Annotated in this window: 15 protein-coding genes; 10 read left to right on the forward strand and 5 right to left on the reverse strand. The window is 57.6% G+C overall.

The window, feature by feature from the left end:
- Window positions 1-4 precede the first annotated feature (4 nt).
- The 3 genes from QP868_RS07465 to QP868_RS07475 are packed head-to-tail and all read right to left on the reverse strand — an operon-like array spanning window position 5 to window position 2632.
- Window positions 5-946, reverse strand: a complete 942-nt coding sequence (locus QP868_RS07465; protein WP_284925963.1) for a COX15/CtaA family protein — start codon at window positions 944-946, stop codon at window positions 5-7.
- Window position 947: 1 nt separating this feature from the next.
- Window positions 948-1715: an ABC transporter permease gene (locus QP868_RS07470; RefSeq protein ID WP_284925965.1), complete on the reverse strand. Its 768-nt coding sequence runs from the start codon at window positions 1713-1715 to the stop codon at window positions 948-950.
- Window positions 1712-2632, reverse strand: coding sequence for an ABC transporter ATP-binding protein (locus QP868_RS07475; RefSeq protein ID WP_284925966.1), 921 nt, complete (start codon window positions 2630-2632; stop codon window positions 1712-1714). The genes QP868_RS07470 and QP868_RS07475 overlap by 4 nt, the downstream gene beginning before the upstream one ends.
- A 120-nt stretch (window positions 2633-2752) precedes the next feature.
- On the opposite strand from QP868_RS07475, the gene QP868_RS07480 reads away from it, so the two are divergent.
- The 8 genes from QP868_RS07480 to QP868_RS07515 are packed head-to-tail and all read left to right on the forward strand — an operon-like array spanning window position 2753 to window position 9195.
- Entirely contained in the window at window positions 2753-3478 is a 726-nt protein-coding gene (locus tag QP868_RS07480) for a helix-turn-helix transcriptional regulator (RefSeq protein WP_284925967.1), read from the forward strand.
- A gap of 32 nt (window positions 3479-3510) precedes the next feature.
- Window positions 3511-4911 carry a Fe-S cluster assembly protein SufB gene (gene sufB, locus QP868_RS07485; RefSeq protein WP_473964636.1) on the forward strand — a complete coding sequence of 467 codons (1401 nt, stop codon included), beginning with the start codon at window positions 3511-3513 and terminating at the stop codon, window positions 4909-4911.
- A gap of 20 nt (window positions 4912-4931) precedes the next feature.
- Window positions 4932-6071 carry a Fe-S cluster assembly protein SufD gene (sufD, locus tag QP868_RS07490; protein WP_284925969.1) on the forward strand — a complete coding sequence of 380 codons (1140 nt, stop codon included), beginning with the start codon at window positions 4932-4934 and terminating at the stop codon, window positions 6069-6071.
- A complete protein-coding gene (locus QP868_RS07495) occupies window positions 6068-6370 on the forward strand; it encodes a non-heme iron oxygenase ferredoxin subunit (RefSeq protein WP_005883374.1) in 303 nt (100 codons plus the stop codon). The genes sufD and QP868_RS07495 overlap by 4 nt, the downstream gene beginning before the upstream one ends.
- Window positions 6371-6385: 15 nt before the next feature.
- On the forward strand, window positions 6386-7135 hold the full coding sequence (sufC, locus tag QP868_RS07500; protein ID WP_284925970.1) for a Fe-S cluster assembly ATPase SufC: 750 nt from the start codon (window positions 6386-6388) through the stop codon (window positions 7133-7135).
- Window positions 7135-8379, forward strand: coding sequence for a SufS family cysteine desulfurase (locus QP868_RS07505; RefSeq protein ID WP_284925971.1), 1245 nt, complete (start codon window positions 7135-7137; stop codon window positions 8377-8379). Before sufC ends, QP868_RS07505 begins: the two co-directional genes overlap by 1 nt.
- The gene (sufU, locus tag QP868_RS07510; protein WP_473964637.1) at window positions 8373-8819 is read left to right on the forward strand and encodes a Fe-S cluster assembly sulfur transfer protein SufU; all 447 of its coding nucleotides are present in this window, start codon (window positions 8373-8375) and stop codon (window positions 8817-8819) included. The genes QP868_RS07505 and sufU overlap by 7 nt, the downstream gene beginning before the upstream one ends.
- Window positions 8820-8859: 40 nt before the next feature.
- Window positions 8860-9195 (forward strand): metal-sulfur cluster assembly factor, encoded by a 336-nt coding sequence (locus tag QP868_RS07515; RefSeq protein WP_005883364.1) that lies wholly within the window; start codon window positions 8860-8862, stop codon window positions 9193-9195.
- A gap of 43 nt (window positions 9196-9238) precedes the next feature.
- Here the strand turns inward: QP868_RS07515 and QP868_RS07520 are convergent, their stop codons facing one another.
- Both QP868_RS07520 and ypfJ read right to left on the reverse strand, forming a co-directional pair.
- A complete protein-coding gene (locus QP868_RS07520) occupies window positions 9239-9994 on the reverse strand; it encodes a carbon-nitrogen hydrolase family protein (protein ID WP_284925973.1) in 756 nt (251 codons plus the stop codon).
- Complete coding sequence (ypfJ, locus tag QP868_RS07525) at window positions 9994-10869, reverse strand: KPN_02809 family neutral zinc metallopeptidase (protein WP_284925975.1); 876 nt, start codon at window positions 10867-10869, stop codon at window positions 9994-9996. Before ypfJ ends, QP868_RS07520 begins: the two co-directional genes overlap by 1 nt.
- A gap of 51 nt (window positions 10870-10920) precedes the next feature.
- Here ypfJ and QP868_RS07530 point away from each other — a divergent pair, with 51 nt between their 5' ends.
- Complete coding sequence (locus QP868_RS07530; RefSeq protein WP_284925977.1) at window positions 10921-11586, forward strand: ribonuclease H family protein; 666 nt, start codon at window positions 10921-10923, stop codon at window positions 11584-11586.
- Window positions 11570-13168 (forward strand): ribosomal protection-like ABC-F family protein, encoded by a 1599-nt coding sequence (abc-f, locus tag QP868_RS07535; RefSeq protein WP_284925978.1) that lies wholly within the window; start codon window positions 11570-11572, stop codon window positions 13166-13168. The genes QP868_RS07530 and abc-f overlap by 17 nt, the downstream gene beginning before the upstream one ends.
- Window positions 13169-13310: the final 142 nt, after the last annotated feature.

The following is a 13310-nucleotide window of genomic DNA, read 5'->3' on the forward strand; positions in this document are numbered from 1 at the left end:
CAGTTTACGCCGAGGTGGTCTCCGGTTGAGCGTTGCGACTTGCCGAGGTGGGGAGCGGGTCGCGTTGGTAGACGCTGTCGACAACGAAAACGGCAGCGGTGATGACGAGGCACAGGCCTGCGATGTGTGCCATGACGAGTGGAACGGGAAGGCCGGTGAAGAACTGGGTGTAACCGATGATTCCCTGTGCGACTTCGACGATGAGCAGGAAGGTGAATGCACGTGTGGCGCTTGCGAGTTTCTCTTTGCGCGCGAGGACAAGGCCGTAGATGGTGCCAGCCGTCATGAGCCACACGGGGATTGCGTGGAGTCGTGACATGAGTAAGGTGTTCAGCCCGTTGCGGGCGCTGATTTCGTCACCTGCGTGTGGGCCGGCGCCAGTGACAAGAACTCCCATGGCAACAACGATTGCGCAGAGGATGCCTACTGCCCACGCGACCGTGACCAGAGTTCGCGAAGCGATGGGACGTGGATTGGCTCCAGTGTCACGCGTGCGCTTAACCATGTACGCGGAAAGAGCAACAGCCAGGGCAGAAGGAATGAAGTGGGCAGCTACAATCCACGGGTTGAGCTGGGTGCGAACCGTGACACCACCCAGAATGGCCTGGAACGGAACGACTGCAAACAGTAGAACGGCCATGCGAAACAGGTCAGAGCGGGTGGACCTAAGGGGCCACAGGGCGATCACGACGAAGAGCGAATACAGGCCAAGGACGACACCCAGGACACGGTTGCCGAACTCGATGAACCCGTGAATACCCATTTCGGGGGTGTTGGTCAGAGACGAATCCGTACACATTGGCCAGTTAGGGCATCCCAGTCCCGAACCGGTCAAGCGGACAGCGGCACCGGTGAACACAATGAGGGCCTGCAACAACAACAGACCCACAGCAAGCCAGTACACGTATCGGTTGACTTCGGTTGCTTGCCAAGACGACTTCGACATGTCACTTACTTTCAAACGAGAACCATGTGGCTCCGGCGATAATACCGAGCACAGCCCAGACCAACAAGACGAGTTGAGCACTCCAGTCTACACCTCCGGAAACCAGTGCCGTACGCAACGAATCGCCCATTGCGCCAAAAGGGGTGAGCGATGCGATTGTGCCCCACAAGCCGGGATGTTTGACGACGAGCCCGCCTACTCCGGCGCCTGCAACCCAGAGGATGTTCGATCCAGCAAGCACGGCCTCGGCCCGGGCAGTACCTGCGAATGCGAGCGCCAGGGCAGTCAGGGCGGCAGTACCTAAAAACCACGAGAGGAAGATGCCGAGGAGCTGGGGGAGGGAGACGGTGATTTCCAAGTTCACGGGGAGAACAGCGATGACAATGAACATGACCAGTAGTTGCACGGCGGTCACGATGTAGACGGAGATGATCTTTGCAAGGATCAGCCCGGTGCTGCCCAGGGGGGTTGTTGCTAGTTGGCGAAGCACTCCGTAGCGACGGTCGAATCCGGTAGCGATTGCTTGCCCGGTGAAGGCCGAGGCCGCAATTGATAGGCCCAGTCCGGCGGACGCGGCAATAATGTTGCGTTGGTCCTCGGAGTAGCCAAAGACGGTGACGACGTCGGTCGTTGCCAGCACGAGGAGCGCGCCGATGGGCAAGGCGAAGGACAAGAAGAGCTGTTCTGCGTTGGACAGGGTGGTGCGTAGCTCGAAGAGCGACTGTGCCCACACTCGCTGAGCCAAGGGTGCAATCTGCGGAGTAGTCATGAGCGCAGTGTCCTTCCAGTCAGGTCGAGGAAGACATCGTCAAGTGAACGTGACGCTAGAGACAGGGACGTGATGTGAGCGTCAGCGTCGTTGAGAAGCCCGGTGATCGCGTGCACTTTTTCAGTGGTGAATTCACCGGTGATCGTGACGGTTCCGTCCTTAGCGATGTCCACGTCACCATATGAGTGGAATTGGGCGATGAGCTGTTCGTTGAGCTGTTCGGCGCGGACCGTCAGGGCTGAACTACCGTCGCCGGTGAGTTCAGCAACCGTCCCGTGAGAGATCACCCGTCCCTTGTCAATGATGGTGACGTAGTCGGACAGAGAAGCGGCGTCGTCCATGTCGTGTGTTGTAAGAACAACGGCTACGCCTTGCTCACGCAGTTCTTCGACGATTGCGAACACCGCTAAGCGCGACTGGGGGTCAAGGCCGGCGGTGGGCTCGTCGAGAAACACTAACTGGGGTTTGCCAATCAGTGCAGCTGCCATACCCACACGTTGCTTTTGCCCGCCTGACATGCGTCGGATCGTGCGGTCGGCAAACGCAGTGATGCCTAAGCGTTCGGCGAGTTCGTGGTAGTCCGCAGGATCGGCGTACATGCGCGAAAGGTTTTTCAGAATCTTGAGTGGCTTCGATGCCATGGGCAGTCCGCCATCTTGCAACATGACCCCAGCAAGCGCGCTTGAGTACGTGTGTTCCTTGACTGGGTCGTAGCCGAAAATTCGAGCGTAACCAGATGTCGGTTTAAGAAGTCCCACCGAGGCGGCGATGGTTGTTGATTTCCCTGCGCCGTTGGGCCCTAAAAGCGAGTGCACGGTGCCGCGTTCGACAGTGAGAGAAACGTTGTCGACTGCGCGGACGTTCCCAAAGTTAACGCTCACTGCGTCAAGGGCTAAGGGGTGGTTTGGATTGGTCACGACTCCTCAGTGTAGTGAGTTCGAAGTGGAGAACTTAGGCGACCCTGGTTTTACAGGGAATTATTTAGGGCACAATAGTGTTGTTGAATAGCGAACGACCCGCATTCGGAGAGGACTTACGTGAGCGCACGCCCAGGACAAGATCTTCGCACCCGCCAGCAAGTGCTAGCGATCGTGCTTGATCAGGGGCCTATTAGTGCATCGGGTATCGCCCGCATGGTCGACCTGACTCCGGCGGCAGTCCGTCGCCACCTCGACGCACTCGAGAAAGAGAACGCCATCGAGGTGCGTGAGTTGGCGGGAGTGAAAGCCGGCCGAGGTCGTCCCGCGCGCCACTACGTTGTCACCTCGGCGGGTCACGCCCAGATATCTCACGCATACGATCAAGTTGCGGTCGAAGCGCTTGACTTTGTGAGTTCTGAATTGGGCCGGGAAGCCGTTGAGCGTTTTGCCCGCACACGGGCGCAAGAGCTGAGAGAGAAACTCGAAGCGCGTGTGGAAGAAGGCGGAAGCGTGTCCACACGCTCACGTGGCTTGGCGGCTGCTCTGGACAAAGAAGGTTACGCGGCATCAGCGACACCAGTAGCAGTTGGCACGCCGCTTGAAGCGATGCAACTGTGCCAAGGGCACTGTCCTATTCAGCATGTTGCTGAAGAATATCCCGAATTTTGTGAAGCTGAACTCGAACAGTTCGGCGAGATCCTGGGTGTGGACGTACGACGTCTTTCTACTTTGGCTAGCGGGGCGCATGTGTGCACCACGCACATTCCCACATCCACCCTGAATCGCCCCTTGCTTGGCTCCCAAGATGGGAAAAGCAACCCTAAAAAAGGAGGAGAAAGGTGACTGACACCACCGAATCCAATCCTATTCTGGAGATGAATCCAGAACTTAAGGACATTGGAAATTACGCGTATGGCTGGCATGACACAACGGACGCCGGAGCTGACGCCCAACGTGGGTTGAACGAAGACGTTGTGCGGAACATTTCTGCTTTGAAAGAGGAGCCGGAATGGATGCTCGAGCGTCGCCTCCGCGCTCTTAAGTTGTTTGAAAAGAAACCCATGCCGCACTGGGGAGCAGACCTCAGTGGCATTAACTTCGACGACATCAAGTACTTTGTCCGTTCCACCGAAGGCCAAGCCCAGTCGTGGGAAGACCTTCCAGAGGACATTAAGAACACGTACGACCGTTTGGGAATTCCCGAGGCAGAAAAGCAGCGTCTGGTTGCTGGTGTCGCTGCCCAGTACGAATCCGAGGTTGTCTACCACAAGATCAACGAAGAGCTCGAACGTCAGGGCGTGATCTTCCTCGATACGGATACCGGCCTGAAGGAACACCCCGAGATTTTCGAAGAGTACTTTGGCACGGTCATCCCATCTGGTGACAACAAGTTCGCTGCCCTCAACACGGCCGTATGGTCTGGTGGGTCCTTCATCTACGTGCCCAAGGGTGTTCACGTCGAAATCCCGTTGCAAGCGTACTTCCGCATCAACACGGAAAACATGGGGCAGTTTGAACGTACGCTCATCATCGCTGACGAAGGTTCCTACGTGCACTACGTCGAAGGATGCACGGCACCGATCTACAAGTCGGACTCGTTGCACTCGGCAGTCGTAGAGATCATCGCGAAGAAGGACGCGCGCGTTCGTTACACGACCATCCAGAACTGGTCGAACAACGTGTACAACCTGGTCACCAAGCGTGCGATCGCTGAAGAAGGCGCGACCATGGAATGGGTCGATGGAAACATCGGTTCGAAGGTCACCATGAAGTACCCAGCGATCTGGCTCACGGGTGAACACGCAAAGGGCGAAACCCTCTCGGTCGCCTTCGCTGGAAACGGTCAGCACCAGGACACTGGAGCCAAGATGGTGCACGCTGCACCTCACACGCAGTCCTCGATTGTGTCGAAGTCGGTGGCCCGTAACGGCGGGCGCGCTGGTTACCGTGGACTCGTTCACGTTCACCCGGGGGCTAAAGGCTCGTCGAACACGGTTCTGTGTGACGCGCTACTGGTTGACAACATTTCGCGTTCCGACACGTACCCGTACATCGATATTCGAGAAGACGATGTGGCGCTTGGACACGAAGCGACCGTGTCAAAGGTGAGTGAAGACCAACTCTTCTACCTCATGAGTCGTGGACTCGACGAAACCGAAGCCATGGCGATGATTGTGCGCGGCTTCGTCGAACCCATCGCCCGAGAACTTCCTATGGAATACGCGCTTGAGCTTAACCGTCTGATCGAGCTTCAGATGGAAGGCGCGGTAGGTTAAGCGCAGAGGAGACGCATTACATGACAATTGCAACAGAACACGTTCCGGCTAAATCGCGTTCCGAACGCACCCGGAGTTTCAACGTGGCGGACTTCCCGCAGGTGAACGGGCGCGAAGAAGAATGGCGGTTCACCCCGGTCAAACAGCTCAGCCAGCTGCTGAGTGATGAGGAAAGTGGAGCGGAACTTTCAGTTACGCGTGATCTTCCAACCGGTGTAGACGTGTCACAGATCAGCCTGGACGAAGCACGCCAGTTGGGCGTGCCCTCGCCAGAAGACCTACCAGCTGTTATCGCAGCAAACCGCGCTTCCAGCGTGACCCGCTACGACATCGGCGAAGGTGTCGAACTAGAGTCACCAGCCTTCATCACAACAGAAGGTGCCAGCAACGAAAACCCGGTTCACAATCACACGGTGGTGACGGTAGGAGCTCACGCGAGCGCAACCATCGTCATCAAGCACACTGGTAACGCACAACTGTCTGAACTTCTCAGCGTGATCGTGGGGCCGGGAGCACGCGTGAAGCTCGTCACCCTGCAGCTGTGGGACGACGACGCGGTGCACCTCGGTCAGCACGACGCTGTTGTTGGTAAGGACGCGCAGTTCACGCACATCGCTATCACCTTGGGCGGCAAGATTGTGCGTCTGAACTCGAATGTGTCCTACGACGGTCCAGGAGGAGAGGCCCAGATGCTGGGGCTGTACTTCGCCGATGCCGGGCAACACTTGGAACACCGCACGTACGTGGACCACAACACGCCGAATGCCACCTCGGACGTGCTTTATAAAGGCGCGCTTCAAGGCAAGGACGCGCGCAGTGTGTGGATTGGGGACGTTCTCATCCGCCCAGAAGCAAAGGGAATCGACACCTACGAACTCAACCGCAACCTGGTGCTCACTGAGGGAGCGCGCGCGGACTCCGTGCCAAACCTCGAAATTGAGACCGGGGAAATTGAGGGAGCAGGACACGCGTCGTCGACCGGACGGTTCGACGAAGAACACCTGTTCTACCTCATGAGCCGAGGCATCGATGAAAAGACTGCGCGCCGGTTGGTGGTGCGTGGGTTCTTCAACGAAGTGATCCAGAAGATCGACATCGAGCAGATCGAAGAAGTGCTCACTGAACAGATTGAAGAAGAGCTTTCCCGGAGCGTGTTGTGAAGTCGGTTGCGAAATCCACTGACGTGACACCGGGGAGCGCGATTCGCGTGAAGGTTGACGGTATTGACGTGTGCGTAGCGCGCACCGAGTCCGGCGAACTGCATGCGATCGACGACCTGTGCACCCACGGTGAAGTGTCACTGTCCGAAGGCGACGTGATGGGGTGTGCAATCGAATGCTGGTTGCATGGCTCCACGTTTGACCTCCGGACCGGCGAACCCCAAAACCCACCCGCTTTCGACCCCGTCGCTGTGTACGAATGCACGGAACGCGACGGCGAGATCTACGTCAAGCTTTAAAGAAGGAAGAGATTTATGTCCACACTTTCCATCCGCGACCTCAAGGTCAGCGTTGAAACCGACAAGGGATCCAAGCAGATCCTTAAGGGCCTGAACCTGGAACTCAAGTCCAACGAAACTCACGCAATCATGGGGCCAAACGGTTCCGGTAAGTCGACCCTCGCATATGCAATTGCAGGACACCCGGCGTACCACATCGACGGTGGCTCCGTCACGCTCGACGGCGAAGAAATGCTGGACCTGAGCGTGGATGAACGTGCACGTGCCGGCCTGTTCCTCGCCATGCAGTACCCAGTTGAGGTTCCCGGTGTCACCGTGACCAACTTCCTACGTTCTGCTAAGACCGCGATTGACGGTGAAGCGCCTAAGTTGCGCACGTGGGCCAAAGAACTCAACCAGGCGATGAGCGAATTGAAAGTGGACCCCGAGTTCGCGTCACGTAACGTCAATGAAGGATTCTCCGGTGGTGAGAAGAAGCGCCACGAGATCCTGCAGATGGAACTGCTTAAGCCTCGTTTCGCGATTCTGGACGAAACTGACTCGGGGCTCGACGTTGACGCGTTGCGCATCGTTTCTGAAGGCGTCAACCGTGCGCAGAGCAACACCGATGTAGGTGTTCTTCTCATTACGCACTACACGCGAATCCTGCAGTACATCAAACCTGACTTCGTGCACGTGCTGGTTGACGGTCGGGTTGCTGAAGAAGGTGGCCCAGAGCTTGCGAACCAGCTCGAAGCTGAAGGCTACGACCGTTTCCAGAAGTGATGACGACGCAGGAATTTACTCGTTTGCGTAGCGACTTCCCGCTCTTGAAGCGGGAGGTCGCCGGTTCACCGCTGGCGTATCTGGACTCCGGTGCGACTTCTCAGAAGCCCGAGTGCGTGATTGACGCTGAACAGGAGTTCAACACGCGTCACAACTCAGCGGTTCACCGTGGCGCGCACACCTTGGCTACCGAGGCGACTGACGCATTCGAAAATGCTCGCGCCAAGGTTGCGGCCTTTGTTGGTGCGAAACCATCCCAGGTGAGCTGGGTAAAGAACGCGACAGAAGCACTCAACATTGTGGCCATGGGGATGGGATTTGCCACTGAAGGCCCATACGCATTGGGTCCGGGGGACTCGATTGTCATCACCCAAATGGAGCACCACGCCAACCTGGTGCCGTGGCAGCAGGTAGCACTTCGGACGGGTGCTGAACTTCGGTACATTCCGATTACCGACGAAGGCACGCTGGACCTGAGTGACTTGGACTCGATCGCTGATGCCTCAACCAAGGTGATGGCGTTTACGCACGTGTCGAACGTGCTGGCCACGGTGAACCCTGTTGAGCAGTTGGTTGAACACGCTAAGAAGATTGGTGCGGTCACCGTGCTTGACGCGTGCCAGTCCGTTCCACATATGCAGGTGGATTTCCCCGCGTTGGACGTGGACTTTGCTGCGTTTTCCGGGCACAAGATGCTGGGGCCTTCCGGAATTGGTGTGCTCTACGGTAAGCAGGACGCGCTCAACGCGTTGCCTCCGGTGTTGACGGGTGGGTCAATGATCGAGACCGTCACCATGGAGGAGTCGACGTTCTTGCCTGCACCGCAGAGGTTTGAGGCTGGAACTCAGCCGGTCGCGCAGGCGGTGGGCCTTGGCGCAGCTGCTGACTACTTGTCGCATGTGGGAATGGATCGAATCGCTGAGCATGAGCACGAACTGGCTCAGCTGTTGGTTGAAGGCGTGACGAAGATTCCGGGCGTGCGGTTGCTGGGGCCTGAGACCAGGAGCGTGTCGACTGTGGCCGTGGACGTTGAGGGTGTGCACGCGCACGATGTGGGGCAGTTCCTTGACGCTGACGGAGTAGCCGTTCGCGTGGGGCACCACTGTGCGATGCCGCTGCATGCCCGGCTGGGTGTGCGTGCCTCGACCCGGGCGTCTGCGTACGTGTATTCGACGGTTGAAGAGTGCGAACGTTTCCTTGATTCGCTGGCGCGCGTGCGTGGGTACTTCGGGGTGGAATCATGAATCTAGATCAGCTGTATCAGCAAGTGATTCTGGACCACTCAAAGGAGCGGCACGGGAATGTCCCGTTTGATGACCGGGAAGCGTTGGGTAGGTCCCATCAGGTGAATCCCATGTGTGGGGATGAAATTACCGCCGAGGTCGTTGCCGGGGATGACGGCGAGCTAGAGGTTCGCTGGGAGGGCGACGGATGTTCGATCTCGATGGCGTCAGCGTCTGTTGCGTGTGAGATCTACGACGATGAAGGTCGTGAGGCTTTCGACCGTGCCGAAGCAGAGTTCCACGAGCTCATGCATTCGCGTGGCACGGTAGAGGCGGATGAGGACGTGCTGTTTGACGCAGCTGCGTTTGCTGGGGTGAGTAAGTTCCCGGCGCGCATTAAGTGTGCGTTGCTCGCGTGGATTGCCGTGAAGGACGCTTTGTCGCAAGCTGAGAGTAAATAGGAAAAGTTGTAATAGGAGTTATGCAGAAAGGAGGCACGACATGACCGAGGTTGTTGACCAACCCACAAACGCCACTCCGGAAGAAGTTATTGACGCTCTCATGGACGTCATGGACCCGGAGTTGGGTGTGAACATTGTGGACCTGGGTCTGGTGTACGGCGCCACCGTGGACGAAGACGGTGTTGCGATCATTGAGATGACGCTGACGTCAGCAGCATGTCCGCTCACCGATGTGATCGAAGACCAGTGTGCTCAAGCACTCGACGGAATTGTTCCTGCATTCCGGATCAACTGGGTGTGGATGCCACCATGGGGTCCAGAAAAGATCACTGAAGACGGTCGTGAACAGATGCGTGCGCTGGGCTTCAATATTTAAGCAGCATTCATTAAAAAGCTGAGCGTTGGTGCCTGTTCGCTACTCACTCGAAGTTGACTGAGTGTTGTGGCGAGGTATCAACGCTCAGCTTAAATACGTCTGGGCGCGAGTAGTGCCCGACGGAGTCGAAGTCCAGGTGGCCTCGGGTCTTTGCCTGCGGGTCTAAGTCAGCGTAGAGAATCGTTTCTTCATTGAAGACGGGGCCTGCTAGGAGTTTGCCTGTTGGGTCATCAATGAGGCTCCCGCCACGTATGGCAGTCTCGCCTCCGGGCAGTTCGTGGTCGAAGCGATAGTCGTCCGGGAACTGGTCCGTCGTGATGTATTGGCACGCTGACAAGACGTGCACTCGGCCTTCAAGTGCGATGTGAGTCATTGTGGATGCCCACGTGTCGCGGTCGTCGACAGTTGGCGCACAGTAGACTTCGACGCCTTTTGAGTACATTGCTTGGCGTAGGAGGGGCATGTAGTTCTCCCAGCAGATGACTGCTCCGGTACGCCCTGCTGGAGTGTCCATTGTGTCGAGCGTAGAACCGTCGCCAAAGCCCCAGATGAGACGTTCAGAACCAGTTGGCATCAGCTTTCGGTGCTTACCAACTACACCGTTTTGAGGGTCGATCATGAGAGCTGTGCAATGCAGTGTGTTGCCAGCACGCTCAATGATCCCGATAACAACATTTATTGAGTGAGCTGAAGCTGCTTCGGTTAGCCGAGCGATTTCTTCGCCTTCTAGATCCACTGATCCTGCGACGTAGCTGGCGTATATACGCAAGTCTATGTGAGAAGTTGTGACGTGGGGCACTACACGCGGTCTACGTCAAAGGTGTTGCATTGAGTGGGGGAGCCGGAGTCGTAGCCGCGCTTGAACCAGGTCATGCGCTGTTCCGCTGACCCGTGCGTGAAGTTCTCTGGGGTGACGCGACCGCCCGAGGTCTCTTGAATGTGGTCGTCACCAATCGCTTCCGCTGTGCCCAGTGCCGCTTCGATGTCGGAGTCCTTGAGGGGTTCGAGGTACGGCTGGCCTTGTGGCCCGTGTGTTTTGGTAGCGTTGGCGGCCCACACGCCGGCGTAACAGTCAGCCTGAAGTTCTAAGCGAACCGCGTTGGACTGTGGGCCAGTCTTGCCGTCGCGAGTCCGGTTAATGTCACTCGTGATTTTCTGAATGTGGTGCCCAAATTCGTGTGCCACCACATACTCTTCCGGGAGCGGACCTTCCTTAGCGCCCAACTGCTGGCGCATCAACTCAAAGAATGACGTGTCAAAGTACGCGGTTTCATCGGCCGGGCAATAGAACGGCCCCATGTTGCTATTGCCTTGACCGCAACCGGTGCTCCACGTGCCACTCGTGAGTTCCACGCTGGGATTGCGGTATTGCTTACCCAACTCGCGTGTACCTGTGGGCCAATAGTCGTTAAGACTGTTCACGGTGCCCACGATGCGACACTCGACATCGCGGTTCGCATCCTCGCCGGTGCGGCACTTCTCAGCGAGATCGTCTTGGGTCTGCTGCGACTGCTCGCCTGAACCCAACTGGTTGAGGACTGCTTCTGGCCCAAAGAAGATCAAACCGAGAACCAGAAGCGCAACTCCACCAATGCCACCACCGATCATGACTGGCTTGCCACGACCTCGGGAAACCTGGGAGCTATCAAGCTGAGAATTGGGATTGAACGTCATAGAGGTAGTGTATTGGACTGACCACCAACTCTGTTCTCACTTGGAGGTAATGTGCTGGAAGTTGCGTGCGACGGCTCCGCTTTAGGCAACCCCGGGCCCGCCGGCTGGGCGTGGGTCATTGACGACGAACGCTGGGCGGCCGGAGGTTGGGAGGAATCGACAAACAACCGGGCTGAACTCCAAGCGGTCATCGAAATCCTCAAAGCAACCGCCCACACGCACGAAGACCTCCTGATCCTGGCCGACTCCAAATACGTGATCAACTCGGTCACCAAATGGATGCCCGTGTGGCGGCTCAAAGGGTGGAAGAAGGCCAACGGGCAGGACGTGCTGAACCGCGACCTCATGGAGGAACTGTGGGAGCAGGTGGACGCGCTCGAAAAGTCGGGGCGCAAGCTCAAGTTCCAATGGGTCAAAGGGCACTCCAACCATGAGCTCAACGAAGCGGCAGACCAACGCGCCCGTGCCGTCGCAACTGCCATTCGCGACAAAACGGAGCCACACCTCGGGCCCGGGCTGGGGGCTGAGAAGAAGACCGAGGTGACGGGGGAGGACACTGGGGAGCCGGGGGACACGGTGAATGTGTGGTGTCCTCTGGATAAGGCTTTGGCGGACGAGATTGTGGAGCGTGCGAAGGTGCTGGGATTGACTCCGCACGCGCTTTTAGCGCAGGTCATTGAAACGGGGTGGAAGGAACACCGTGATAGCGGCAAGTAACCTGGAAATCATGGTGGGCTCGCGCACGCTCATGTCGGAGGTGAACTTCCGTGTGGACAAGGGCGACCGGGTTGGGCTCGTGGGCAGGAACGGTGCGGGGAAGACCACGCTGACCAAGGTGCTGATGAGCGAAGTTCTGCCGTCGGAAGGGACGGTGTCGGTATCCGGGTCAGTGGGGTACTTGCCACAGGATCCGCGGAGTGGCAGGCCTACTGAGACTGCGAAAGAGCGCGTGTTGGGTGCTCGCGACCTGGACGTGATTGCGCGGCGAATGCGGAAGGCCGAGCGTGCCATGAGTGATCCAGATCCGGACGTGGCGGCGAAAGCGATCGACAAGTACCCGCGAATCGAGGCGGAGTTCATTGCGGCCGGTGGGTATGCTGCAGAGTCGGAGGCGCTTGCGATTGCGGCGAACCTGGGGCTAGATGAGCAGCTGATGGGGCAGGAGTTGCAAACTCTGTCTGGTGGGCAGCGGCGCCGTGTGGAGCTCGCGCGCATTCTGTTTCACCAGCCAGACACCATGATTCTGGATGAGCCCACGAACCACCTCGACGCTGAGTCGGTGCAGTGGCTGCGTGACTACCTGGCTAAGTATTCGGGTGGGCTGATTATCATTTCGCACGACCTCAACTTGATTGAGGAGGTCGTGAATAAGGTGTTCTATCTGGATGCGACGCGGCAGGTCATCGACATTTACGCGATGGGGTACAAGCAGTACTTGAAGCAGCGAGAGGCTGATGAGCGGCGTCGCAAGCGTGAGCGTGCAAATGCCGAGAAGAAGGCGTCCGCTTTGGTGGCCCAGGCCGAGAAGATGCGTGCGAAGGCCACTAAGGCAGTGGCGGCGCAGTCGATGCTCAAGCGAGCCGAACGCATGATGGCGGGGCTTGAAGAGGAGCGTCAGAGCGACAAGGTTGCAAGTTTGCGGTTCCCTACGCCGGCTGCGTGCGGAAAGGTGCCGTTGACGGGTTCGGGATTGTCGAAGTCGTATGGGTCGACCGAAGTGTTTATGGACGTGGACTTGGCGATTGACCGTGGTTCGCGGGTTGTGATTTTGGGATTTAACGGTGCGGGTAAGACTACGCTGTTGAAGATTCTGGCTGGTTTGGAAACGCCTGATACTGGGGAAGTGAAGCCGGGGCATGGGCTCAAGCTTGGGTACTATGCGCAGGAGCACGAGACGCTTGATCTTGACCGTACTGTGCTGGAAAACATGCGGAGTAACGCACCGGATCTCGATGACACGCAAGTGCGCACGGTGCTGGGATCGTTCCTGTTTAGTGGCGATGACGTGAACAAACCCGCCAAGGTGCTGTCCGGTGGTGAGAAGACACGGTTGGCGCTGGCGACGTTGGTGGTGTCGTCGGCAAACGTGTTGCTGTTGGACGAGCCCACGAACAACCTGGACCCGGCCAGCCGTGAGGAAATTCTGTCAGCGATTCGGCGTTACGAGGGCGCGATTATTCTCGTCACTCACGACGAAGGTGCTGTTCAGGCGCTGGATCCGGACCGTGTGCTCTTGTTGCCTGATGGCGACGAGGACCACTGGAATGACTCGTACTTGGACTTGGTGTCGCTGGCATAGGTGCTTTTTGGACGCGAGGCGTCTCCCGTTAGGGGAGGCGCCTTTTCGTGTGTGCGCCTGAACGCTCGTTCGAACACAAATAGAAACAAAATGAACAAAACCCTTGACTCACGCATTCGAACGCAAATAGAATAGTGGTACA

The organism is Brevibacterium sp. UMB1308A (genome assembly GCF_030230605.1).
Lineage (GTDB): Bacteria > Actinomycetota > Actinomycetes > Actinomycetales > Brevibacteriaceae > Brevibacterium.